Raw genomic sequence first — 25,506 nt, forward strand, 5'->3', positions numbered from 1 at the left:
GACGCTTCGCGGCTCCGGCCGCAAGCGCATGCTTGCGGGTAGAGCGTGACCGACCCGCAGGGAGGGGCCGCCTAGCAATTGTCCGCTTATGCCCGAATAGGAGAGATTCGCGACACCGGCCAAGCATGATCGCTCCAATCGCATTACCGGACATCAGGCGAGTCGTTGGGAGTTAACTTCACAGATCGGATTACAGAAAGGGATGGAAGCCTGCCGCGGGGGAAACCAGTAGCGATCGGCTACCTCATCGGAATGGCGCTTTCGCCCAGCGCGTGACGGACGTGGTCACGTCGATCGTCCGGTGCAGGATCGGACCGTGTCACCTCAATGACAGCATCTTGCGAGCCTATCGCCACATTGTCGGAGAAGAGCATCGCGACCGATCTGTTCGAGGCGGTCAGGTCTTATCACACCTGTGGTCGCGGCTTCCAGAATTTTCGAGGCGACATGGGTGCGAGCACCGGTATCGTACCGGGAAAGGTTCTTGCAGACGTCGTCGAGGACCACCCGTAGGAGCGCAGTGGTGGGGGCATCCAACATTTGGCGATCTCCCTCATTCTCTAGCAGATAACGTCGCGTAGATTTCGCGTTAAGAGCGTCACGCGAAAAACTACCCAAAGTCGTATTGTTATGAGGTTACCATGGAAGAAGAAGCTGACAAGGACGCAACAAGCGGATGTCTTTTCGATGCATTCTCGTCGCTTTTCCTTGATTTGAATCAAAGAGCGACGGCACGACTGCGCGTGACGCCGGTGACCCACCGTGTCCTAATCGTTGTTGCTTCGCGTCCCGATGCACCTGAGCACTTCCTTGCGAACAGCACTCGCATGCCGGTCCGACGCCTTCGAAAGAAGCCCGAGCGTGATGGCTCCCTGAGTTCGGAGCATAATTCCTGCTGTTCGTAGAAAGAAACGCATCTTTCCAGCGTGACGGGTACATGGTGTGACAAAGGCGCGCATCACGCTCCGGTCACCTGGAGCCATTCGAACGCCTCCTGCCAGCGAGCGTGCTTGCGCCGTTGTGCGCAACGCCTCGTTCGGCCCTCGTTTGACAACGATCATCTCCAGAAACTGGGCGATAAGATCGTCCAAGTCAGCACCGAAGCGAAGCAGAGGCCGACCATGATGGCCTTCACCACCAAGTCCGTCCGTCGAACCACCGCGATAGCTCATCACGTTCTATTTGATTTGCACATCTTGCCCTGCGGCAGATGTCGTCGCAATGAGAGCGACAGGAACGAAATGGTAACGCGCAACAGTCAGTCCGTGACGAGATCTGGAGCGTTCCTGAAAAGGCGACGTCTATTGCGTTGTCGCGTCCAGGAAAACGCGTGGCCGCTGGCGAGAGCGCTCTCGTCGATCTCTCCTCCCAAATTTGAACAGCACTGATTTGGAATCTTCCAAGCACCTTTGGAAGTTTTCCAAACTCGAGTCGTCGATGATCGAGGCATTCTAAGTCGCAGCGCACGCATTTGCGTTGCGGTCACGATAGCGTCTCTCTAAAGAGGCGGTGCAGATCGTTAACAGTGGGACGTTGCCTGAAGACGCAGGTAGCCAACCCAGAGTGCGAGTCTGCGGAGCAGCTGAGTCAATGGCCGTAAGTGTCGGCCGAGCTCGGACGCGGGGGCGGATCTTCGATCCATGGTTGTTGCAGGCCGAACGTGGAGCCATTTCACGCTAGGTGACGTGCTGTTGGTGAGGGACTTTCTGGAAATGCGACGTGCAGGTGGGGTTGGGACGGTAGCTCGCTTTGGTGCGACACTGCTAGGTGGAGTGGCGTTGATGGCGTGGTTCAAATCGCCCGCTCAATCCCAAACACCGCAAGGCACCAACTCCCTTCCACCCGTTACCGTCGATGCTCCGGCAGAGCAGTCGGTCCGCCGCGCGCCGAGCAAACGAACTGCCGCCCGGGTCCGATCAACTTCACGGCGCGCCACGGCGCCTGGCACCCCGCAGGCCGAAAGCGTCGCGGTGCGATCGCAGCCGTCGCAGCCGGGTGTCGTACCTGCCTTTGCAGGCGGTCAGGTCGCTCAGGGCGGGCGGCTGGGAATGCTCGGAAACACCGACACAATGAAGGCGCCGTTCAATCTGACGAGCTACACGGACAAGTTCATCCGTGATCAGCAGGCGGCAACAGGTGCGGATGCCTTGATCCTGGATCCTTCCGTGCGTAGTTCCCACCCAACGGGTGGTGTGGTCGATTCCTTCAATATTCGCGGCTTCCCAATCAACGAAGGCAACAATGGTGAGTTCGCCTTCGAGGGCCTTTACGGGATCGCGCCGAGCTACCGCATCTTCACGGATTACGTCGAGCGCATCGAAGTGCTCAAGGGGCCGTCAGCCGCGCTCTCGGGCATCGCACCCAATGGCGGGGTCGGCGGCGTCGTCAACGTTGTGCCCAAGCGCGCGGGAGAGGACTTGACCCGTCTCACCGCGAGTTACGGCTCGGCCGCGCGATTCGGCGGTCACTGGGACGTCGCAAGACGCTACGGCGACAGCAGGGAATGGGGCGTGCGGGCCAGCGGCAGCCTGCGCGGCGGCGACACGCCCATTGACCGCCAGTCTGAAACGACAGGCGTCGGGGCGCTGGCCCTCGACTATCAGGGCGAACGGTTCAGGTCCTGGCTCTACCTTATCGCCCAGACCGACCGGTTCGACGCTCCGTCACGTCCGTTCCTCATGCGTGCGGGCCTGCCAGTGCCAAAGGCGCCGGACGGCCGGCTGAACGTGACGCAACCCTGGGAATGGTCGCGCATCAACGACCGGTCTGTCCTGTGGCGCAACGAATACGATGTAACCGATCAGGTTACGCTGTTCGCCGATGTCGGCGGATCGCAGACCAATGTCGAGCGCTTCTTCGGTCTTCCGACGATCACCAACACGAGCGGCGACACCACCTCGACGCCGCAATTCTTCGGACTCAGCATTGATCGGCACACCTATGATGGCGGCGTCCGGGCCCGTTTCGATACCGGATTCGTTCACCATGCCGTCACCTTCCAGGCCTCGGTCTATCATGACGCACTGTACCGGCGGCTCACCAATGGCAGTTTCGTCGCGTCGAACATCTATAATCCGACCGTGGCGCCAACTCAGTTCGCAAACGAGATCCCCGGGCGCCCTCGGCTCTCGGACAGTGAACTCACGGGCCTCTCGATTGCTGACACCTTGTCCGTGCTCGATGAGCGAGTCCTGTTGACTTTGGGTGTCCGGCGCCAGGGCATCGAAGCGAACAACTATCTTTCCAACGTCGGAACGCTGACGTCGTCCTACGACAAGAGCGCGACCACCCCCGTGATCGGCCTCGTCGTCCGGCCCCGGGACAACGTCTCTCTGTACGCGAACTACATCGAAGGTCTAAGCCGAGGCGACGTCGCGCCGCAGGCCGCTTCCAATTTCGGCGAAGTGCTCCCGCCCTACATCGCCAAGCAGTACGAGGCCGGCATCAAGGTGGACTTCGGCCGGATCGCAACCACCTTCAGCGCCTTCGAGATATCGAAGGCAAGCGGCGAGCTGTCCGCCGGGCGCTTCGCCGCCACCGCCGAACAGCAAGTCCGTGGGCTCGAGTTCAACGTGTACGGCGAACTCATGCCCGATGTTCGTGTGCTCGGAGGCTTTTCGCTGCTGGATGGCACCCTGACGAAGACCGCGGTCGCGGCAAACGTGGGCAATACGCCAATTGGCGTTCCGAACGTACAGGCCAATATAGGAGCCGAGTGGGATCTTCCCTGGGTAAGCGGGCTCACGTTGAATGGGGCAGTCATCTACACGGGGAGGCAGTTCGTCGATGCGGCGAACAAGCAGCCAATCCCGGATTGGACGCGACTCGATCTCGGCGCCCGCTACACGACGGCGATCAACGGCAGGAAGACAGTTTTCCGCGCGAACGTTCAGAATGTGACCGGTGAGAATTACTGGTCCAGCGTGGCTTCATTCGGAACGTTCTTCCTGGGAGCCCCGCGCACGTATCTCCTGTCAATGACCGTGGACATGTAATTGCTGCTCTTAAGGTCCGGTGAGATTCGTCGTGGACGCTTGTGATGGCTCGGTCATTGGGAGGAGCGTTGGCGCATTTGTTTGCGGGTTAGCGGCGCTGCGGGACACGGTGATCGAGCAACTCGTTCGCGAACAGCCGGCGCGTCTGCAAAGATTCTGTTCCGCTTGGTGCATCAGAACCAACGAAGCAGTTCTACCCTGAAAAACGCTCGATGAACGCTTCCTGCTGACAAAAAATCAGGCTGGTCGATATGCAAGTGTGCCTCCTTTCGCCAACATGCTTGATCCCGACCGAAGAGGTCGACCCCGACAGGGTCGCGGAGCTTCAGGCGCAAATCCTGCACGCGGGTTGCTGGACTGTTCCGATCACGGCGGAGAAGGACGCCTTGTTCGTGATGGACGGTCATCACCGGCTGGCAGTCGCTCACCGTCTGCAGCTGCCGTCGGTGCCGGTGATTCTCTTGGACTATAACGCAGTGCGGGTGGAGAGCTGGCGCCCAGGCCAGACGATCACGCCTGCGTGCATTCTCGCGATGGCGCGCAGTGGCCGAAAATTTCCCTGCAAGACGACGCGGCATATTTTTGATCAGGGTCTTCCCAATTGCAACCTGCCATTGGAGAGCTTGCGCCACCTCGCTCCGACAGAACGCGCTGTGGCCCATGCCGAAAGGGCGAGGTCATGACCTTGCATTGCCACAAGCCCGGTGCGGGCCTCTCGCCAATTCTGCGCCCAAGCACGGCGGAGCTCTTGGCTGGCAATGGCCCGCTGCTGATCGATTTGGTCGCCCGACACGGGTCTCCGGTCAATCTGATCTGGCCCGATGAGCTGCAGGCGAATCTCGCTGCACTCAGAGGCGTCTTGCGAGAGAACGGTGTCGCAAACGCGATCTATTACGGAGCGAAAGTCAACAAATCGCCCGCCTTGTTGGCCGCAGCTCTGCGCGCTGGCGCCGGCATTGACGTCTCAAGCCTTTATGAGTTGCGAGATGCCAGACGGCTCGGTGCCGACGGCACACAGCTTGTGGCGACGGGCCCGGCGAAGACGGCCGCATTCCACAACGAGCTTATCAACTGCAACGCTTTGATATCGGTGGATTCACCAGAAGAGCTTGAGGATCTAATCGGCCGGCTTCCAGCCGGCGGCCCGGTTCAGGCGGTGCTGCTGCGTTTGCGTCCCACCAACCAGGCGGGGAGTCGGTTCGGCATGCCGGCGGCGGCCATCCGCCATTGTCTGTCGCGCATTGCTGGCGAAGGCCGGTTGCGCTTTGACGGGCTGCACTTCCACCTGAGTGGCTATAGTTGGCAATCTCGTGCGCAAGCGATTGGAGAAGTCGCCGGTTTGATCAGTGAATCCCGCGCACAAGGTTTTGCGCCACGCATGATCGACATTGGAGGCGGGTTGCCGGTCCAGTATGTCGATCAACGCGCCTATCAGGCACATCTTGGGGCACAGATGCCCGAGGACTACCGCACCGGGAAAGTGCCGGCTTCCTTCTATCCCTACGGGGGAGGGCTTTCGGCAGCCGAGTGGCTGCGCTGCCTACTGCGCGCGCCGATGGCCGATGGTCGCAGCTTCGCGAGCTATCTTGTCCATGAGAGATTGGTACTGGGGATAGAGCCTGGGCGAGCACTGGCCGATCAGGTCGCGATTTCCGTCTTCCGGGTGTTGCGCGTGAAAGAGCTTGGCCCCGATGCCCATGTCATCTTCGTCGAAGGCAGCAGCTTCAGCGCTTGCGAAACCTGGTTTGGCTCCGAATTCCTGGTCGATCCCATCCTGGTTCCGGCCATATCGTCGCCGGTCGCCACAAAGCCTATCCGAGCTTATCTGGCGGGCCATAGCTGCTTGGACGAGGACGTCCTCTGCAATCGATGGCTCACCTTTCCGATCGCGCCGCGGGCGGGAGACCTTCTGGTTTACGCCAACACCGGCGGTTACCAGATGGACCTCCTTGAAAGCGAATTTCATCGTCACCCGATGCCGAGCCGCCTTTGCGTGGTTCAGGATGCAAAAGGGCAGCTAACGCTCGTTCCCGACACAATAGGAGAGGCACAATGCTCTGCACGACCGTAAGCCAGTTGATCGGCCAGACGCCGGTGATGCCGATTGCCGTACCCAACAGCGATGCCACGCTAGTGCTGAAGCTCGAAAAAAATAATCCGGGTGGCTCCATGAAGGACCGCATGGCGCGCAGCATGGTGCTTGCGGCGCTTGAGGACGGGCGGCTCCCGCCGGGCGGCACGATCGTCGAATCGTCGTCGGGAAACACCGGGATCGGGCTGGCGCTGGTCGCATTGGAATTGGGCCTACGCTTCATTGCCGTTGTCGATCATCATGCCGCGCCGGACAAGATTCGCATGATGCGCGCGCTGGGCGCGGAAATTCGCTATGTCGAAGGTGATTATCGGGAGGATGAGGTTGCGGTGGTGGAGCGCCAACGGCTGGCCGCCCAACTCGGTGCCCAGCTTCCTGATGCGTTGTTCATGAACCAGTCCGACAATCCCGCAAACCCGGAAGGCTATGCCGGTTTGGTCGACGAACTCCTGGCTCAGCTTCCAGACGGCGTCGACGCCTTTGTCGGCTGTGTCGGCACTGGCGGATCAATGACCGGTATCGCTCAGCGTCTGAAGCGGGCTAATCCTGCTGTCCGGACGATCGCCGTGGAACCGGCCGGTTCGATCGTCTTCGGCAAACCCGGCCATCCCTACTACCAGTCAGGCACGGGAACGCCCGCCGGCGATGAAGTCGGCAAGGTGCTTGACTATGGATGCATCGATGAAGGGGTACAGGTCACCGACACCCAAGCCTTCGAGACAGCACGTTTTATCGCGCGGCGCTACGGGCTTCTGGTCGGGGGCTCGACCGGGGGCACCATCTACAAGGCGCTGGAATTCATTGCGGCCGGCAAGCTGTCCGGCACAGTGGTCACCCCCGTTGCCGACGGCGGCGAGAAGTATCTCGGTTCGGTCTTCGACGATGAATGGATGGCCAAGCGCGATTTGCTTGATCCGACAATCGCCGCACAGCTCGACGCCTGGCTAACCGGAAGGGCGCGCGCAGCATGAAGGTGACGATCTGCGGTGCAGGGCGCACTGGCCATCTGAATGCCGTGCTCTTCAAGCAGCGTCCAGGTATCACTGTTTCCGTGCTGACGGGAGCGGCTGCCGTCGCCGATCGGTGGACGGGCGGAGACGGTGTTTGGCGCGCCCAGACGCCAGACGGCCACGTCTTGAGCGGGCGACCCGACTATGTCGGGACCGATCCGGGCGAGGCACTCATAGACACGGACATGGTGATCGTGACGCAGCCGGCCCACGCGCGGCCTGCGCTACTACACGACTTCGCACGGCATCTCCCCGGGGGCAGGCGCGTCTATGTCGGCGCGATTCCTGGCTTTTGCGGCTTCGACTGGCTCGCAGCCAAAACCCTTTCCGGCGCAGACAACGTAGTGATCTGGGGCATGAAGGACGTGCCCCATACGGCCTTTGACCTGGTCCCGGGCGAGCGGGTGCGCATGGGGGGAGCCAAGGCTCAGCTCTTCGCGGCGCTTCATCGCCGCGAGACCGCAGCGAGCCGCGCCGAGCTTCAGGCGATGCTGAGTCGCCTTTATGAAGCCCCGGTCACCCTGCTGCACGATTATCTGGAAATCACGCTGACGCCGGGCAACGCGCTGATGCATCCCGCGGTGCTCTATGCCTTGATCGGCCCCGGCGCGTCCTGGGAAAACAAGCCCTTTGACCGTCCCCTCTGCTGGTGGAGCGATTGCCCGCGCGCCGGCGCCGAATTGCTGGAGGCCTGTGATGCGGAAAACCAGGCAATCCGTTATGCGGTCGAGCAACGCCTGGGTGTTGATCTGAGTTCGGTGAAGCCGCTCCGACAGGAATTGATCGAGGCTTATGGCAGCCAGATCGAGGACAACCGCACTATGTATACGCTGTTGCGAACAAACCGTGCTTACGCGGGCATTCGCGCCCCACTTGTTCCTAATCCGGACGGCCCCGGCCTTGTCATCGATCGGGCAAGCCGCGCCTTCCACGAAGACATAGCTTTCGGGCAGGCACTGCTCGTGGAATTGGCCGAGCGGCTTGAAGTGGCAACTCCCGCCATCACGAAAACCTACAATTGGGCGCTCAACTACCACGGCGGGTTCACCGAAGGCGCGCCGGCCTGTTTGCCCGCCGACTGGCCGGAGGAAGCATAATGGACGAGAGGATGGCTTCCTCCGCAGATGCCGCAACTCAGGCGCGTGCCGCGCAGCTTCGGTTGGGCGCATCTCGCAATGCGCTCAACCGGTTGGTTCGCTGCCTGTTCGCCGAGCGTCTTCTTGAACCGGATGCACTATTGTGGGCGCGTCACGGCAACCAAGCATGGCTCCCCCTTTGGCAGTCACGCCGGGTCCTGCATTTCACCGACCTGCATCGTGCGCCTGCCGGAACATTGCAAAATCGTGGTTCTGTCGAAGTACTGAACGAGACCGGCGCTCGGTACCGGATCGATGATCCCTCCGATCTCATCCGGCAGGTCGCGCCCGCCTTGGCGATCTCGCCTGTATTGGACGGCATCGAGCATCTCATACGAGACGTCGAGGACAGCGTGCGCAACGACGTCCTGGCGCGCCATCACCGGGAGCACTGGAGCGCCGAGCTGCGAGGGAAGGTAACCGAAGCAGGCGCGCGGGGATTCCTCGCATATCTGGAAAAGAGCTTGCCACCGCATCTGGCGGCCATGACTCTCGATCAGTGGGGCGCGCTGGAAGGTCACCCCTTCTATCCGACATGGAAGGCCAAACCCGACCTGTCGCCCGAGGACGTCACTGCTTTGTCGCCTGAGTTCGGTGCTCGCGTGCGCCTCCGGTTAGCCGCGCTGCGCAAAGAATGGTCCTATGTGGAGAAGATGCCGCATGTCGGCAGCTATTCGGAATGGTTCTCACGGAACTTCCCCGAGCTTTGGCGCGACTGGGCCGAAGGATTGAATAGACGTGGAAAGTCTCCTGAGGACTGGCTGCCTCTACCCGTCCATATCTGGCACCTTGACCACTTCGTCCGTCGTGAATTCGCGTCCGAAATAACTTCCGGAGTTTTGGACCCGGATGGCCCGGAGGTCGTGACGCTGCCGTCAATGTCGTTCCGCACAATGCTGCCGGAGACACAAGAACCGAGGCCCTTTATCAAACTGCCGGTGGCGATCTGGATGACCAGCGAACAGCGCACTCTGCAGGCCAAATCGATTCACATGGGGCCGCGTCTCAGCACCCTGATTTCCGATATCCTGTCAAAGGAGAGGGATCTTTGTGACAGGTTGGAGATCTTCACCGAAGAGCTGGGCGCAATCCTGCACCACCCCGTAACGGGCGACGAGCACCCGGGGCGCTTTCTTTCGGTTGTCTACCGCAATTCCGACGCGCTGGCGCGAAATGATGGACTTTTGCCGGTCACCGTCGCGGCGCTCTTGACGGCAAGCCCGATCGATGGCCGCCCGCTTATCTGCGAATTGATTGCGAGAAACGGCGATGAAAGCGAAGCAGCCGTGTCGGCGTTCTTCCGTGCCTATGCAGCGACGGTCATCGGGCCAACGCTTGCCATGTATCTGCTTTACGGAATTGCCTTTGAGGCGCATCAGCAAAACAGCACGATTCTGTTCGACGAAACCGGACGCCCGCGAAAATTGTTGATCCGTGATTTCGGCGACGGTCGCAGTTTTGCGCCTCTCTTTAAGGAGCGCGGGCACCACCTAAAACCTTTCAGTCGCGCGGGGATCTTACCCACCACATTTGATGACGATATCAGTCTCGTGCGCTCATTCGTCATCGATGCCTGCTTCGTCTGCCACCTTCATGAGGTCGCACTGTGCCTCGACGAACATTATTCACTGTCGGGTACAAGCCCTTGGCGCATCCTACGGGAAGAGGTCGAGGCAGTTTTCGACGCGCTCAGGCCGCGCATGTTGTCGGACGCGTTCTGGCTGGAAGAACGCGAAGCCTTTGTCGAGAAGCCCTGGCCGACCCGCTCGGTGCTGCGGATGCATCTGGAGCGTTATCGCGACTATCGGGTTGAGCACGAACTGCCAAATCCAATGGCGGCAGCGGAATGACAAATGTTTCGGCCGCGCTTCGCGGCTTCGGACCCGTTTTTGTTTTGCTGTTCGGGCTGCAATTCATTTCCATGGGTGCCATGGAAATGAGTGGTCCGTTCTGGCCGATCCAAATCAAACTGTTGAGCCCTTCCGACAGCGTCTTTGGACTAGCAGGTGTTGGTGTCTACATTGGCCCGATGCTTGGCATGTCGCTGACCAGCGCCTTTTGGGGGCGAATGGGCGATCGCTACGGCAATCGGCTGATGATGGTTCGGGCGCTCGGCGGACTGGCAGTCACGCAACTACTTGTTGCTGTTGCACAGGATGTCTGGACGATCATGGCGCTGCGTTTCCTGCAGGGCGCCTGCGCCGGTTATATCGCCCCAGCGCAGGCCTATGGCGTGCAGATTACCGGCGGGAAGGATCGCGCAAGCCTCTTCGCCTGGCTTCAGGTTGCCACCAACGTGGGCTCGCTGGGCGGCGCCTTCCTGGGCGGGCTCATTCTAGATAGCTTTCCCTTTGCCGCAATAAATCTGACCGCCGGGGCAATTTGTGCGCTGTGCGCTGTCGTTGCCTGGATGAGCCTGCCGGTACCGACGCCGGGAGCTGTTGCCGTCAATCCAGGAAAAGCGGGTACCGGAAAGCCCGGGGCATCGACAGGTGCTCCGATCGCAGCTCTTCTTGCCTTGATTGGGATGCTGCTTGCCAGCCGCATGGTCCTGCAGGTTCCTTTCTCGCTGTACATGACCCAGGTATTTGGCGCCCGGCACTGGGTCGCCGGTCTCACTTACGGGCTGCTGGCATGCGGCTTTGTCGTCGCCGCGCCGATATGGGCGCGGCTCTTCGAAAATCGAACGCCATCCTATGTGTTGGGCGGGAGCGTGCTAATTTCGGCCGCCTGCGTGTTGGTGACGCATCTGGCGGGCAGTACGGGCTCCGTTGCCATATTCGCGTTCCTGTATTTTATCTGGGGCATGCTTCTTGGGGGAACGACTCCGGTCCTGCTCGCGCTCATTTCGGTAGCCGTGGCTAATGATCGGCAAGGTTCGGTGCTGGGCCTTGCGCAAGCTTGCCAGCAGGGCGCCTCCGCGAGCGGCATCATTGCCGGCGTCGCGGTCACCCAGCTTTTTGGTCTCGAAGCCGCTTTCCCCCTGGTCGCCACGCTTTACGCCTTGTCATTTTTGTCGGCTCTCGGCATATGGCTCAAAACTGCGCACCTCACTCAAAAAGGAAGCCTGCCATGACGGAACGTCGATCGCTGCTGCATGCTGCGGTGACGGCTCTTGTCCTGATCGCTTTGCTTCCGTTAGCAGCGTTTGCCGGCGAGCCCAGCCAGACGCAGGCGCAAGCGCCGCTTACACTGACTGACATTGCGGGCCGCCAGGTGACGCTCAACGCGCCCGTCAAGCGCATGCTTCTGGGCGAAGGCCGACAGCTCTATCTCATCGCATCGCTGGAGCCCAAAGATCCTCTGGCCCATGTGGTTGCCTGGCGCACCGATCTGATCGCGGCCGATCCGGCCACTTACGCGCAATATCTCGAAGTGTTTCCCGCGTTGGCGAAGCTCCCTTCCTTCAAGGGCCAGGAGGACAGCCTGATCGACATCGAATCAGCGATCATTCAGAAGCCTGATGTCGTGCTGCTCAATCTTGAAGCCATGCAGGCCAACAAGGACGCCAATTACATCGAGAAGCTCGCGGCACTGAACATACCGGTTGTTTATGTCGATTTTCGCCACCGTCCCCTGGAAAACACCGAGCCGACCATTCGGCTCCTGGGCAGGATCATGGGGCGCGAGGCGCGAGCGGAGGAGATCATCGCGTTTCGCCGCCAGGCCATGGCTGCGGTTGCTAACGTCCTCGCCGCCAAGCAACCGAAACGCCCCAAAGTGTTCGTCGAACGAATCGGTGGTTATTCGCAGGATTGCTGCCTGTCTTTCGGCGCAGAGAATTTCGGCAAATATGTCGAACTCGCTGGCGGCCATAATATCGGCAACGATATCATTCCTTCGACGTTCGGGCAGATCAGCCCCGAACAGGTTATCGTCGCCGATCCCGCGCATGTGGTGGTTACCAGCGCCGACTGGAAAGCCTATGTGCCCGGCGGCCACTGGATTCCGCTCGGACCAGGGGCGGATCCTCGCCTGACGCGCAAGAAGCTCGAATGGTTCACTACTCGCGACGCCTATACCGGTATCGCGGCAAAGAAGACGCGGAATTTTCACGGCATTTGGCACCAATTCTACAATAGTCCATACGAATTTGTTGCCGTCCAGCAATTGGCCAAGTGGTTCCACCCCGACCTGTTTGCCGATCTGGATCCCAACGCAACCTTTGCCGAGTATCACCGTCGCTTCCTGCCCATAGAGTACCGGCCCGGCTACAGCATCAGCCTTTCCGATAGCGAGCGATGACAGATCTCCATACCGAAGCAATGACCTTTGCCGGACGCGACGCCTACCAAGCGCTCAGCGTCCGGCGGTGGATCGTTCTCCTTGTGCTGGTGGTCGGGGTTTGCATCGCATTGGTCGGGGACCTTTCGACTGGGCCGGCCAGCTACGGGCTTGGAGAGGTTGTGCGCACGCTCGTTCTGCCGGCAGAGGCGGATGCGCAGATGCGCGTCATTGTCTGGTCGATCCGCATGCCGTCGGCTCTTATGGGCGTCGTGGTCGGCGTGGCGCTTGCCATTGGCGGCGCTCAGATGCAGACCATCTTGAACAACCCGCTGGCGAGCCCGTTCACGCTGGGCATTTCCGCCGGCGCAAGCTTCGGTGCCGCCCTGGCACTCGCCTTCGGTGTCGCGCTCCTTCCCATGGCAGGCGACTACATCGTCGCGGCCAATGCTTTCGTCGTGGCCATGGCAACTGCTTTCCTGATCCATTTGGCCAGCCTTCGGCGTGGCGCCTCGATCCAGGTGATCGTGCTTTTGGGCATAGCGCTGGTTTTCAGCTTCAATACGGCGCTCGCTATCACCCAATATTTCGCCGCCGAGCAGGCGGTGGCGGCCATCGTCTTCTGGACTATGGGCAGCCTCACCAAGGCAACATATCCCAAGCTCGCCATCACAGCGGTCGCCGTGGGTCTGACGTTGCCGGTCTTTCTGCGCCGCCGGTGGCAGTTGACGGCCTTGCGTCTTGGCGAAGCGCGCGCGGCGAGTTTCGGCGTTCCCGTGCGGCGCCTGCGGCTCGAAACCCTGATCCTTGTCTCCCTTTTATCGGCGATCCCGGTCGCGTTTGTCGGCACGATCGGCTTTATCGGTCTCGTAGGTCCGCACATCGCCCGCATGATGGTCGGCGAAGACCAGCGCTTCCTGCTGCCCGCCAGCGCGCTGACTGGCGCGCTGATCATGTCGTTGAGCTCGATCCTGGCCAAAATCGTGGTGCCCGGCGCCGTCCTGCCGATCGGCATCGTCACCTCGGCGATTGGATTGCCGGTCTTCCTGTATTTGATCCTGAGAAGCGGAAGGGACATATGGTAGTGCTGAGCACGCATCGCCTCGGCGCCCGCTTCGGATCACGCGAGGTGCTGCGTGATGTGACGCTTCCGTCCTGTCATGGCGGCGAGGTGGTGGCGGTTATTGGACCGAATGCCGCGGGCAAGTCGACGCTGTTCCGTCGCTTGGCAGCCATTCTTCCAGGATCCGGCGAGTGCCGGCTGGAAGGCGTGCCCGATCCGGATCGCGCCATTGCCTATATGCCGCAGGACCAAACGGCAAACGCCGTGCTGACGGTGTTCGAATCCGTCCTTCTTGCGCGCAAGCAGGTCAGCGGCTGGCGCCTGGAGAAGTCTGATCTGGTGGCGGTGGACCAGGCTCTGGCAGCACTCGATATGGGCGATCTTGCCAAGGAAATCCTTTCCGAGCTGAGCGGTGGACAGCGCCAGCTCGTCGGCCTTGCCCAATGTCTCGTGCGCGAACCGCAGGTGCTGCTCTTGGACGAGCCGACCAGCGCGTTGGATATGCACCGCCAGCTCGAAGCGATGCGGCAGGTGCGCAGCCTTGCGCATGATGACGGTATGCTTGTGCTGATCGCGCTTCACCATCTCGACCTGGCACTCAAATTCGCCGACAAGGTCGCTATCCTCTCCGATGGAACGTTGCACGATTTCGGCGCGGCGGCTGATGTCCTGACGCCGGAAAACCTTGCCGCAACCTTTCGCATTAGGGCGCGTGTCGAATCCTGTTCGCAGGGCAAGCCACATTTGATCGTCGACGACGCGATCTGACGCCCCACGCGTCAGGGACAGGCCGGCCTCAGAAGTCCGTCATGAAGGACAACTTCACCGTTCAGCGGCGCACCCTGCACCACGGTGCCAAAGCCCGCGACACCAGCGGAGTAATCGTTGTCAAAAACATTCTCGATCGATGCCAGGAAATAGCGGACCCCCGGCTACCAAAGCTACGATTTTGTGCGCCGACCTTGGGATTTTGTCCGAGCGCTGAAAGAAGGCCAAGCCCCCAAACCATCATCTCACCAGCGGTTCAGGCGGCGCCAGCGCGAGTTGCCACTTCTCAATCATTGACCGGCCGACAACAGCCAATCGCTGGTGTGTGAACCGGTCTCCATCTGCCGGGCTCTCTTTTCCTGGGCATCGTGCAGAGCGCCGGGATGCAACCAATTCAGCTCCTCACGCGAGCGCGTTTCGCTTCTTAGCAAGGCGTTCTTCAGGGAATGCGTCTGTTCTAAAATACAACAAACAAGGAGTATAGCGCGACATGTATGGAACGGCCCGCGGGCGCAAGAACTTTCTCAGTCGACTTCACACATGGGAGCGGTGCGGTCATGTATACGGCCTGTAAAGCGCGGCGCATGACTGCTGGCCTCGATGAAGTCCGCGACACAAGGGGCTAAATCAATCAGACGCGCTTGATGCGCATTGTCGCGCCAGCCTCACTCATGCCGGGATTTCGTCCCGTGGGTTCATCGCCTGTTATTGCTCCTTGCCCTCTGCCGGCCCGCGCCGGTCAGATCTCTTTGACAGCCGCTGTATTCATCAAGCGGCAGCCGTAGTCGTCGCCAGCGTCTCCGGACACCGGTAAATCCCGCCCTTGTTCAAGAGCGCCCAAGCAATTCGCGCTGTCTTGTTGGCCAGCGCGACCGCTGCCACCTTGTACGGACGTCTGGCGAGCAGCGCCTTCAACCATGGCCGCGTCCGATCGGCCTTCCGGGCAATTCGCAGGACGGATGTCGCCCCAAGAACGAGGAGGCTCCGAAGTTCGGGGTTTCCCATCTTCGAGATGCGTCCCATCCGCTCCTTGCCCCCACTCGAATGCTGTCGCGGCGTCAGTCCCAGCCAGGCAGCAAAGTGACGAGCGGATTTGAAGCCGCCGGGATCTGGCACCAGCGCCTTGATGGTCGCTGCTGTAATGGCTCCAATGCCGGGGATCGTAGTCAGTCGGCGCATGTCCTTGTCGGTCTTTGCCGCAGCAACAATGGCTCGCTCGAGCTTGTCAATCTGGTCCGCCTGAGCCTCGATTTGATCGGCAACTGCCGTCAGGGCGACGCGCGCTGCCGCAGGCAAGCGGATATCTGCTACATCCCGTACGATTGCAACCAACGCCTCGACCTTTGTTCGGCCAGCGGCGGCAATGATGCCCAACTCGGCCAAATGTGAGCGCAGGGCGTTGATCGTCTGCGTTTGCTGTTTCACCAGAAGTGCGCGACTCTTCAGGACCATCATTGCGGCTTGTTGCTCAGCCGTTTTGATCGGAACGAAGCGCATGGTCTTGCGAGTCACAGCCTCGCTGATGGCCTCGGCATCCGCCGCATCCGTTTTCCACGCTTCACAAACGGTTTGACGTAAGCTGGTGGGATGAGTCGCACTTCATGGCCGAGAGTTGCAATCTCTCGTGCCCAATAATGAGCGCTGCCACAGGCTTCTATTCCCACAAGGCAGGCTGGCTGCTTCGAGAAGAAATGCAGCACCTCGCTGCGCCGTAGTCTCCGGTTGAACACCGGTGAGCCATCGCCACCCGCGCCGTGAACTTGAAAAATGTGCTTCGCCAAATCCAATCCGATGGTGCTAACCTGTTTCATGGAACGGTCCCTCCTTGTGGCGTTCGAACAACGACCACGTCTTAGCACGATGATGCTGTCGGAGCGGGCCGTTCCACCGCATCAATCAGGATGAGAGCGCGTCTCACCCTGATCGCCGCCGCGCAAAGGAGCGTTCATGAGCCCGATTGGCGAGTCGATCAAGATTGCTACCCACATTGGAGGTGCGCAGGACGGACCGCTTCGTCTTCACCCTAAAGGCTCGCGCCAACTAGCTCGGCCATCGCGAGTACAATCCGCTTTCATCGCTTGGACTTTAGAGCCGATTTCAATCCGTGATCGCGAGGTGTTTTGAGGAGCTTTGAGGCAAATCGCGATGTGCCCACGAGTGGGGCGGATGGGGTCGATTAAGTGATGACGGGTCGAGACAACATAACTCGGGCAAGAGCGAGGACCCCTGGGGTAGTGTCCCACTTCATGGTGGTGCACGATCGAGTTAACGACCCGACACCGTGCAGTGCGGGATAACCGTTGGACCACGTCGTGTACGAAGGATGGATACAAACTGGCTAACACGCCGTGGATGTCGGGAGCAGACTTAAGCTCGTGTGGAAGCCGGGAAGGCCCCATCTGAAAGCCAGCCTTCCAGCCGTATCGGGGTAAACCCGCCGTACGGAATGATAGGGGGGATCGAGGAAACGTCGGCATCATGCGAAGCCCGGTCCGCGCCTCGATCCTACCCAACCGCGGGCGGGCGACCGCCTCCGGTGACCCCGGTCGCCCGCCTCCCGACCGCCTCCCGCGACCCGGTGGCCGAGGAGAAATCCTCGTCCCTACCGCGACCATTCGTACCCGCTCCTTCACTCGCCCCGGTTACTATTCCGCTCGCGTGTGCAGACAACTACAGACTTGTCAGAGAGGGGATTGACTCCGCGCCTCGCCCACTTCTACGATGACGACCGACGGTTCCCCTTCACTGGGATCAAAAGGGAATGCGGTGCGGGGATTTTCCCCTCATGCCGCAGCTGCCCCCGCAACTGTAAGCGGCGAATTTTTCGTCATAGGCCACTGGGAAACTTGGTCCTGGGAAGGCGACGCAAGGTTGAGACCCGCGAGCCAGGAGACCTGCCGTCAGCCGTGGTAACACGCGAAAATGTCGGTCGGGGAGTACAGACATTGCTTTCACCTTGCGTAGGTCCAACTATGTCGAGGTGAGACCTCGTTCGCTGTGACGTGCCACTACGTCATGCCGAGGTCTGCTCGTGTTTTCCGTCATACCCAGGCGGCTGCGCGCCGGCCTGCTCGCTCACAGCTTCCTTCTTCCAGCTCTGCCGCTCGGGATTTGCCCTGCCAAGGCACAGCAAGCTCAATCGGTTCAAACCCTGCCGCCGGTTACGGTCAGTCCGCCCCAAAAACCTGCGGTGAGGCCCGGCCGTCCCGATGGCTGCCGCGCGGCAATCAGGGTGACAGTGCTTCCCAACCAGATTGTCGCGCTATACGATGGCCAAGCGTTCAGCCACGGCCTCACGATCGCAGTCAAAGCCGGCGGCAACGCCTCGCGCAGCACCGACGGCCGCAGCCTCGGACGGCTCGCCTTCGACGCTGAAGCTAGATCAGCAGAACACCAGCGGGAGCCGCCTGAACCTCACGCCGCTGCAGACACCTGCCAGCGTTGAGACGATTACGTCCCAGACCATCGAGGATAGCGGCCAGCATAACGTCACCGATGCGGTGGCCCAGAACGCAGCGGGCTAGTCTCAGCCGAGCCGCGAGCGAATGCACGTTCTAAATATCCGCAAGCGCCAGAACAAGTAGCAGCGGGCCTTAGTATACGCTCCCCGCCGAGCGGAATATTGATCTTGAAGTCGAGGCTTTATTGTGTAGCATCGCCTACCACGCTACTGATTTCCATGTCTGATGATGAACTTCGGTGTCCGCAACGGACTGCGCGACTTCGAGCGGCCTGGATTGATGAAGAGCGGCTTCGTCCCAGGGATTCAGGGCGACGCGGTTCGCGCTCAACTTGCCAGCGATTGGCATCGGTCAAGCTGAGCCTCTCTAGAACACATGTGCAGATGACCCCAGCGATCGGCCCTACGTCTCGAAAGCGGCTGAACCGCAAGCCGATCGGACCTCAACGGCCCGTATAGACGCCCGTAAAGACCGTCAACTGGCCCTCTTCACTCCCGATCTCTTAATAAAATCCGAAAAGGCTTTGAGGGTAGCGTCTGAAACATGATGCTCGATGCCTTCGGCGTCCGCCTCCGCGGTCTCCCGGGGCACGCCAAGCGCGAGCAGCATTTCCAGGACCAGACGGTGGCGCGCGCGCACCCGCTTGGCGAGCGCTTCACCCTCCTCGGTCAGGAAAATACCGCGATAAGGACGAGCCACCGCCAGGCCTTCCCGCTTCAGCCGCGTGATCGTGTTGATCGCGGTCGGATGAGACACCCCGAGCCGCCGCGCGATGTCGGTGGCGCGGGCCTCGCCGGTCGAATCAATCAGGTCGGCAATCAGCTCGACGTAGTCCTCGAGGATCGCAGTCGAGCGCGCCGAACGGGCCTTGCCAAAACGCCGCGCCTGCGCCTGCTCGGTGGGGAGCGCGTGAAGCGATACCGCGACATCCATGGAAGGCTTTGGACGCATGTGAAAAATCCAGAATCTCCAGACATTCGACCATGGGGCCTCCGTAGCGACATTGCAAGCTCACGCAATTGCCTCTCGCCTTCTTGCAACAGCTTCGCAATTGCAACAGGCTTGACATTGTAGCTAATGCCTCGCATTTGTAGCATCATCTACATTTTAGTGTACCTACTAAGTACCGCTTCGCCCGCGGTGCTGCCGCGGGGGATTGAAAATGCACGTTCGCGTAACTCGCTCGGCTCTTCTGAGCACGACGTCGATTGTCATGATGTGCCTGAGCGGATTCGCCCGTGCCCAGCAAAGCTCACCCGGGGTGACGGCCGCTCCGCCGGCAGAACAAGCAACACCAGGCCAGCAGCCTCCTGCGGCGCCTGCCGCTCCCGCGACATCCGCCCCATCCGAGGCGGCGTCACCACCCGCCTCCCGATCATCGAGCACGGCGGCCCCGCCTACGTCCTCTGGCTCGCCGGCCGAAGTGGACATTCCGCAGGTGACGGTCGAGGGCCGGCAGCGTAAGCCGGTCCGACGTGCCAACCCGGAAGAAGCCGCCGGCCGGCCCGTGACCCAATCTCCGCCGGCGTCAGTCCAATCCGCGACGCCGGGTTCCGGCAACCCGCCCTTCGCGCCTTCGGCCATGACGAGCGATCAATTCCAGTCGAGCCCGACCCAGGGCTTCGGAAATCTGTTCTTCACCGCGCCCGGCGCCACATCGGCAGGAATCTCGACCCAATCCTCGCGGCCGGTCTTGCGCGGACTCTCAGATGCCAAGGTCCGCATCCAGGAAAACGGCGTTGGCGCCGTCGACGTCTCCGACATCGCCCAGGATCACGCCGTGCCGATCGATCCGCTCGCGCTGCAGCGCGCGCAAGTATTTCGCGGGCCGGCCGCGTTGCGGTTCGGATCGCAGGCGGTCGGCGGTGTCGTCGACGTCACAAACAATCGCATCCCGACCGCCGCGCCGATCGGAGGCCTGGCCGCCGAGCTGCGATCGGCCGTCACCTCGGTCGACAGCGGCTGGGAGAGCGGCCTTCTGCTCGACGCCGGAAGCGGCAATGCCGCCGTGCATGCCGATGTCTACGGCCGCGGTGCGAAGGACTATCGCATCCCGAGCTATCCCTATCTGGTTCCTCCCGATCCCGCGCCGACGTTCAACGGACGCCAGCCGAACTCCGCCATGGAGAGTGCGGGCGCGTCGATCGGCGGTTCCTACCTGTTCGATGGCGGCTATGCCGGCCTGTCGATCTCGCGCTTCACGAGCGACTACCACGTTCCCGGCATCGCCACGTCCGAGGCCCAGCAGCACAACCAGCTCGAGCAGACCAAGATCGCGAGCAAGGGCGAATACCGGCCCGACGCGGCAGCGTTCGCCGCCGTGCGCTACTGGCTCGGCTATTCGGACTACCGGCACGATGAGGTCGTCAACAACAGCACGGTCCTCGGCGATTTCCAGACCATCGGCGCAACATTCAAGAACCGCCAGACGGAGGGGAAGCTCGAGTTCGAGACGCAGCCGCTTGCAACGCCGTTCGGAGCTCTGACCAGCATCGTCGGCGCCCAGGGCGCCTACCAGCGCCTGGATACGGTCGGCCAGGCGATCCTGCGGCCCGCGCAGACCGCGACGGCCGCCGCGTACTTCTTCGACGAGCTGAAACTGACCGATGCGCTGCGGACGCAGCTCGCCGGCCGCCTCGAATACGTCGATGTGTCCGGCACGTCATTCGAATTTCCGTCAAGCTACCTGCCGCCGCCGAACGAACCTGCCAGCGCACCATCCCGATCAAGCTTCCTGCCGACAAGCATCAGCTTCGCAACGATCAAGGATCTGCCGTCCTACCTTCAGGCCAGCCTCACGCTGCAGCGGATCCAGCGGGCTCCGCGCGCGCTCGAGCTGTTTGCCAGCGGGCCCGACGATTCCGAGAAGACCTTCAAGATCGGCAATCCCGATCTGACGCTCGAGACCGCCAACACCGTGGAAGTCGGCCTGAGGCGCACGCGCGGCGATATTCGGTTCGACGCCAATCTCTACTACACGCGCTACAGCAACTTCATCTACGGCCGGGCGACCGGCAATTTCTGCGACGCGGATTTTTCGACCTGCGCGCCCGCCAGCAGCGGCGATTACATCCAGGTCGCCTATTCACAGGACGATGCGATCTTCCGCGGCGGCGAATTGACCTGGCAGTGGGATGTGTCGCCGCTCGCGGGCGGCATCTTCGGCGTGGAGGGACAGTTCGACGTCGTGCAGGCAACCTTCACCGACGGCACCAACGTGCCGCGCATTCCGCCGATGCGCGCCGGTGGCGGCATCTACTGGCACAACGACAATTGGTCCACGAGGCTGCACTACCTGCATGCGTTCAGGCAAAACAACTTTGCAGAGTTCGATACGCCGACCGACGGCTACGACCTGCTCAAGCTTCAGATTGAGCACCGGCAGCGATGGCGGACGTCGGCTTGGGGGCCGGTCGAAGTTGCAACGGGCCTGATCGGCGACAATCTGCTGAACGCTAACATCCGCAACTCCGTGCAATTCCACAAGGACGAGATCCTGCTGCCCGGCAGAACCTTCAAGCTGTTCCTCAACGTGAAGTACGGGGCCAACGCGCCGGCCGATGCCCCGATCGGCGCGGTGCGCGGGCAGGACGCGATGGCCTTCTTCACCAAGGCGGCGCCCGCGCCGGCGTGGAGCTGGGGCGGCTTCTATGGCGGCGGCCATGTCGGCTACGCCTGGGGTACGGCAAAGACCCATGCCGGCTTCATCGAAACCGCGACAGAGACGCCGCTGTTCGGCAACACATCGGTCGCAAGCCTCGATCATGCGGGCATCGGCATCCAGGCCGGCTACGACTGGACTGCGGGCCGTATGGTCGCAGGCATCGAGGGCAATTTCACTTACGGAAACCAACGCGGCAGCTCGGCGACCACGTGCCCGGGCGCGGTCTGCAATCCGGCGCTGGCCCCGCTCGACGCGCCGATGTCGGCCGATCTTTCCTATCGGTTCGACTGGCTCGCAACCGTGCGTGGCCGCATCGGCGTGGCGGTCACCCCGGAGACCCTCGCCTATGTCTCAGCCGGCGTTCCCTTCGGCACGGTCACGGCTTCCGGATCAGTGTCGGGCACGACCGCTGCCGGCGTCGGCTTCACGACACCTTACAGCGTGGACCGATTCCGCTTTGGCTGGGCCGTCGGCGCCGGCATCGAAACCAGGTTGACCGGCAACTGGACCGCAACGATCGACTACCAGCACTCCGATCTCGGAGCGTTCCGCGCGACGCCGACCTTGCCCGACAGCGCGGTGACGTTGGTGGATACCGACGCGCGGGTCAGGACCGATGCCGTGCGCGTCGGCGTCAACTACCGCTTCGGTGCCGGCGATCGTGTCTTCGCGACGAATTGACAGCTCTGTCGCGCTCGACCGCTGCTATTTGACCGTGAAGCGGATCGGCAGTTTCACCGCCACCGATTGGCCTGCGAACGTATCGGGCGGCGCAGGAAACGGCTGCGCACGCTGCAGCAAGGCGATGGCTTCGCCGTCGAGGGCACTCGAGCCGGAGCTTTGTGTGACCTGCGCATCGCTGACCAGCCCCTTGCGGTCCAGCATGAACCGGACCTGCGTGATCCCCTGTTCGTGCCGGGAACGTGCGGCTTCCGGATAGCGCTTGTTGCGCTCAATAGCCGCGAGGATCTGCGAACGCCAAGTGACGATCGCCTGCTCGGCCTTGCGGTCGGGCCGTCCCTGCGTAGGCGCGGCGGCCACCGGCGCGACGCGGTCTGCAACCGCAGCCGGGGCCGTGGTAGCGGCTGCAGCCTGCTGCTCGGGCACGGCTTCGGGCTGGGCCTTGGTTGGCGCATCGACGGCGGCGTCGGGATTCTGGGCCGGCGGTAGCTCCGGCGTGTCGTCCGGCACCGGCGTGTCGGGCTTCGCCTCTGGCCGGGCCTCGGCAAGCGTCTGCTCGGGACCGGGCGCAACGTCCGTGGGCGTCGTCAAGGGCGCGGCCGACACTGGTGCAAGATCCACCACGACCGCGCCGGAGGGTTCGGCCGGCTCAAGATACTCGGGCTCGCGCCATGCCACTAGGGATGCCGCGAGACCGCCGTACAGCGTGATCACGACAAGGCCGGAGAATGTCCAGCGCCTCAGATCCGAGACGTCTTCCGCAAGATCCGTCACGGCGCGGCCGACTGCTCCACGCCGACCAGCGCCACTTTCAGGTAGCCGGCCGTCCGCAGTCCATTCATGACTTGCATGACCTCGCCGTAGGGAACCGTCTTGTCGGCGCGCAGGAAGATCCGGCTGTCCTTCTGGCCCTGGGTTGCGGCATCGAGTGCCGCGGTGAGCACGGCGCGGCTCACCGTCGCCTCGCCGACCGACAGCGAGAGATCGGGCCTCACCGTGAGATACACCGGCTTGTCCGGACGCGGATGCGGCTGCGCGTTCGAGGCCGGCAGGTCCACGGCGACATCGACGGTGGTAAGCGGCGCCGCCACCATGAAGATGATGAGCAACACGAGAATGACGTCGATGAACGGCGTCACGTTGATGTCATTGACCTCGGCGAGCTCGGTGCCGGACTGGCTGAGATTGACCGCCACCGGATCACTCCGCGGCCGCGAGGTGCGGTCGTGGCACGATAATCGTGCCACTATCGAGATCGCGGCCTGCGAGCCGCGCGATCTCCGCAACCCCGTCACCGAGCAGCGCCCGGTAGGCAGCGGTCTGGCGGGCGAAAAGATTGTAGATCACCACCGCCGGAATCGCCGCGACGAGCCCGAGCGCGGTCGCTAGCAACGCCTCGGCGATTCCGGGCGCCACCACCGCGAGATTGGTGGTCTGCGATTTCGAGATGCCTATGAAGCTGTTCATGATGCCCCAGACCGTGCCAAACAGGCCGACGAAGGGCCCGGTCGCACCGATGGTCGCCAGCACGCCCGTGCCGAACGCGATGCGCCGGCCGGCGGCGGCCTCGATCTGCTGCAGTCGCGACAGGATGCGGGCCTTGATCCCATCCCTATCCATACGATCGGTGCTGAGCTTCAACTCTGCGACGGCGCCATCGAGCAGGCGCGCCACCGGCCCCGCGGGCACTGTCCGCACCGCCTCTTCGACGCTCCTGGCCGCCGCGAGCTCACGCAGCGCGCGTCTCACGTTTCGGCGTGCATTGAACAGCTCAATCGTCTTGGACAGCCAGACCGTGCAGGTCACAAGAGTGGCAAACGCAAGTCCGACCATGACGGCCTTCACGATAAGGTCGGCCTGCACGAACATACCCCAGGGACTGAGGTCACGAGGCAGGATGGCGCTTGCGATTGCCGCGCCTTCGGACGAACCTTGTGCGAAGGCAGGTCCCGCGAACCCGGCCAAACAATGCAAGAAGACCGACAGGCCAACGGCACCGGTCCGAGGCACCCTCATCGGCACAGTGGAACGAGCGCCACGGCGCGGGCTTGTACACAACTGCATCGAATCGGCCTTCCCCTATTGCGATTACGCTTATGCTCCGGCATGTAGCATACGCTACATCTTGCTGCAAATGCTAAGATCACAACGAGGATTGCGGCGCTTGGCGCGATGCGGGCCATTTTAACAGGACCGGTGATGTGCAAACTTGGTTGCGGGGAGGCACGACACGGGGCCTTCGACTCGTCGAAAAACGTATTCCGCAATTGGCGGCATACAAGCCTGCCCTCCGAAGGCTGATGTCAAATGTCCCAACGGTCGTCGCCGATCCATTTCTGTGCATAGCGGCCGGTACGTGAGACGGCGAAAGCGTCGTTGTCGCTCTTCAGCAGCACCATGTGATCGGCGAGGCGCCCGAGGCCGCCCAGCAGCACGTCTTCATAGCGGGGAAGATTTTCGCCGGGCTTGAGCGCAGCCTGCCATTTGCGCCGCAGGACCGGCACGTCCTCGAACATCCTCGTATTTGATTCCACGGCTTGCTTCTTGGCAGCACCCATCACACATCCCCCGAGACCCAGGCTTCCAGCCCGGGCGGTATCAAATCCAGTTCAGCTTAATTCGCTGTAAAGGATGGACGTGGGCTGCACAGAGCAGTCGATTGCGACAATCTTAAATCAGCTAATGGTTAGCGCGAGTATGACCGATGCGCGAAAGAGTTGTGCGCACGCGAGAATCTCGTGCGATATTGATAAGGACGGGTACTGTCCTCACTCGTCTTACGAAGCTTCTCTTGCTATGGGGCGTCGATGGACACGGCACTCGACGCGGCTGTGCTCCTGTACGTCCTCATCAACAGCATGCTGCAAGATCACGACCCGTGATCGTCCGGATGAAACAGGATGCAGGAAATCCTCGGCGCGGGGCGAGAATTCGACGCAAATAGATTTGCAGTTTGATGGTGAAAAACTTCGAAGGAACGTTCTTGTCGCGTATTTACCCGCGGAGTTTTCATCCGTTACCCGCGCCTGGCTGATGTTTGTCCGATTCGTACCAACTATTCCGCTCGGTGGGTCTGTGCAATCAACTACAGGCCTGTCAGAGAGGGGATTGACTCCGCACCTCGCGAACCTCTAAGTGACGACCGACGGTTCCCCTCACGGGGATCAAAAGGGAATGCGGTGCGGGGATTTTCCCCTCATGCCGCAGCTGCCCCCGCAACTGTAAGCGGCGAATCTTTCGTCATAGGCCACTGGGACACTCGGTCCTGGGAAGGCGACGCAAGGTTAGGACCCGCGAGCCAGGAGACCTGCCGTCAGCCGTGGTCACACGCGAAAATGTCGGTCGGGGAGTACAGACATTGCTTTCACCTTGCGTAGGTCCGACTACGTCCAGGTAAGACCTTGTTCGCTGT

Annotated in this window: 17 protein-coding genes, 2 pseudogenes and 2 riboswitches; of the genes and pseudogenes, 12 read left to right on the plus strand and 7 right to left on the minus strand. The window is 61.6% G+C overall.

From position 1 onward, the window contains the following. Positions 1 to 346: 346 nt before the first annotated feature. Positions 347 to 540: pseudogene (locus MTX23_RS35415) on the minus strand (hypothetical protein). A 1,100-nt stretch (positions 541 to 1,640) separates the two neighbouring features. Between MTX23_RS35415 and MTX23_RS35420 the strand changes: the two are divergent. The 10 genes from MTX23_RS35420 (at position 1,641) to MTX23_RS35465 (ending at position 14,288) form a co-directional block, all read left to right on the plus strand. Next, on the plus strand, positions 1,641 to 3,995 hold the full coding sequence (locus MTX23_RS35420) for a TonB-dependent siderophore receptor (RefSeq protein ID WP_280978559.1): 2,355 nt from the start codon (positions 1,641 to 1,643) through the stop codon (positions 3,993 to 3,995). Positions 3,996 to 4,246: 251 nt separating this feature from the next. Continuing rightward, the gene (locus MTX23_RS35425; RefSeq protein ID WP_280978558.1) at positions 4,247 to 4,678 is read left to right on the plus strand and encodes a ParB N-terminal domain-containing protein; all 432 of its coding nucleotides are present in this window, start codon (positions 4,247 to 4,249) and stop codon (positions 4,676 to 4,678) included. Continuing rightward, positions 4,675 to 6,066: a Y4yA family PLP-dependent enzyme gene (locus tag MTX23_RS35430; protein WP_280978557.1), complete on the plus strand. Its 1,392-nt coding sequence runs from the start codon at positions 4,675 to 4,677 to the stop codon at positions 6,064 to 6,066. Before MTX23_RS35425 ends, MTX23_RS35430 begins: the two co-directional genes overlap by 4 nt. Next, positions 6,048 to 7,058 (plus strand): cysteine synthase family protein, encoded by a 1,011-nt coding sequence (locus MTX23_RS35435; RefSeq protein ID WP_280978556.1) that lies wholly within the window; start codon positions 6,048 to 6,050, stop codon positions 7,056 to 7,058. Before MTX23_RS35430 ends, MTX23_RS35435 begins: the two co-directional genes overlap by 19 nt. Next, positions 7,055 to 8,194: an NAD/NADP octopine/nopaline dehydrogenase family protein gene (locus tag MTX23_RS35440; protein ID WP_280978555.1), complete on the plus strand. Its 1,140-nt coding sequence runs from the start codon at positions 7,055 to 7,057 to the stop codon at positions 8,192 to 8,194. Before MTX23_RS35435 ends, MTX23_RS35440 begins: the two co-directional genes overlap by 4 nt. Beyond that, positions 8,194 to 10,083, plus strand: a complete 1,890-nt coding sequence (locus MTX23_RS35445) for an IucA/IucC family protein (RefSeq protein WP_280978554.1) — start codon at positions 8,194 to 8,196, stop codon at positions 10,081 to 10,083. Before MTX23_RS35440 ends, MTX23_RS35445 begins: the two co-directional genes overlap by 1 nt. Continuing rightward, positions 10,080 to 11,309 carry an MFS transporter gene (locus tag MTX23_RS35450; RefSeq protein WP_280978553.1) on the plus strand — a complete coding sequence of 410 codons (1,230 nt, stop codon included), beginning with the start codon at positions 10,080 to 10,082 and terminating at the stop codon, positions 11,307 to 11,309. The genes MTX23_RS35445 and MTX23_RS35450 overlap by 4 nt, the downstream gene beginning before the upstream one ends. Next, on the plus strand, positions 11,306 to 12,478 hold the full coding sequence (locus MTX23_RS35455; protein ID WP_280978552.1) for an ABC transporter substrate-binding protein: 1,173 nt from the start codon (positions 11,306 to 11,308) through the stop codon (positions 12,476 to 12,478). Before MTX23_RS35450 ends, MTX23_RS35455 begins: the two co-directional genes overlap by 4 nt. A gap of 20 nt (positions 12,479 to 12,498) precedes the next feature. Beyond that, positions 12,499 to 13,542, plus strand: coding sequence for an iron ABC transporter permease (locus MTX23_RS35460; protein ID WP_280978551.1), 1,044 nt, complete (start codon positions 12,499 to 12,501; stop codon positions 13,540 to 13,542). Further along, positions 13,536 to 14,288: an ABC transporter ATP-binding protein gene (locus tag MTX23_RS35465; RefSeq protein WP_280978550.1), complete on the plus strand. Its 753-nt coding sequence runs from the start codon at positions 13,536 to 13,538 to the stop codon at positions 14,286 to 14,288. Before MTX23_RS35460 ends, MTX23_RS35465 begins: the two co-directional genes overlap by 7 nt. 768 nt (positions 14,289 to 15,056) lie before the next feature. On the opposite strand, the pseudogene MTX23_RS35470 reads toward MTX23_RS35465, so the two are convergent. Next, positions 15,057 to 16,099, minus strand: a pseudogene (locus MTX23_RS35470) (IS110 family transposase). A 904-nt stretch (positions 16,100 to 17,003) separates the two neighbouring features. Next, a riboswitch (cobalamin riboswitch) is annotated at positions 17,004 to 17,205 on the plus strand. 114 nt (positions 17,206 to 17,319) lie between these two features. Here MTX23_RS35470 and MTX23_RS35475 point away from each other — a divergent pair. Next, positions 17,320 to 17,733 carry a hypothetical protein gene (locus MTX23_RS35475; RefSeq protein ID WP_280978549.1) on the plus strand — a complete coding sequence of 138 codons (414 nt, stop codon included), beginning with the start codon at positions 17,320 to 17,322 and terminating at the stop codon, positions 17,731 to 17,733. Between the two features lie 490 nt (positions 17,734 to 18,223). On the opposite strand, the gene mntR is transcribed toward MTX23_RS35475, so the two are convergent. Beyond that, entirely contained in the window at positions 18,224 to 18,682 is a 459-nt protein-coding gene (gene mntR, locus MTX23_RS35480) for a manganese-binding transcriptional regulator MntR (RefSeq protein WP_280978548.1), read from the minus strand. Positions 18,683 to 19,331: 649 nt separating this feature from the next. On the opposite strand from mntR, the gene MTX23_RS35485 reads away from it, so the two are divergent. Further along, complete coding sequence (locus MTX23_RS35485; RefSeq protein WP_280978547.1) at positions 19,332 to 22,094, plus strand: TonB-dependent receptor; 2,763 nt, start codon at positions 19,332 to 19,334, stop codon at positions 22,092 to 22,094. 24 nt (positions 22,095 to 22,118) lie between these two features. On the opposite strand, the gene MTX23_RS35490 is transcribed toward MTX23_RS35485, so the two are convergent. From MTX23_RS35490 to MTX23_RS35505, 4 genes are all read right to left on the minus strand, one after another. Then, positions 22,119 to 22,868, minus strand: coding sequence for an energy transducer TonB (locus MTX23_RS35490; protein ID WP_280978546.1), 750 nt, complete (start codon positions 22,866 to 22,868; stop codon positions 22,119 to 22,121). After that, positions 22,865 to 23,290, minus strand: coding sequence for a TonB system transport protein ExbD (gene exbD, locus MTX23_RS35495; RefSeq protein WP_280978545.1), 426 nt, complete (start codon positions 23,288 to 23,290; stop codon positions 22,865 to 22,867). The genes MTX23_RS35490 and exbD overlap by 4 nt, the downstream gene beginning before the upstream one ends. A gap of 4 nt (positions 23,291 to 23,294) precedes the next feature. Next, positions 23,295 to 24,110 carry a tonB-system energizer ExbB gene (gene exbB, locus MTX23_RS35500; RefSeq protein ID WP_280978544.1) on the minus strand — a complete coding sequence of 272 codons (816 nt, stop codon included), beginning with the start codon at positions 24,108 to 24,110 and terminating at the stop codon, positions 23,295 to 23,297. A 287-nt stretch (positions 24,111 to 24,397) separates the two neighbouring features. Continuing rightward, positions 24,398 to 24,652: a hypothetical protein gene (locus tag MTX23_RS35505; protein WP_348637594.1), complete on the minus strand. Its 255-nt coding sequence runs from the start codon at positions 24,650 to 24,652 to the stop codon at positions 24,398 to 24,400. 571 nt (positions 24,653 to 25,223) lie between these two features. Further along, positions 25,224 to 25,424, plus strand: a riboswitch (cobalamin riboswitch). The last annotated feature ends 82 nt before the right edge of the window (positions 25,425 to 25,506 follow it).

The organism is Bradyrhizobium sp. ISRA436 (assembly GCF_029910015.1).
Classification (GTDB): Bacteria; Pseudomonadota; Alphaproteobacteria; order Rhizobiales; family Xanthobacteraceae; genus Bradyrhizobium.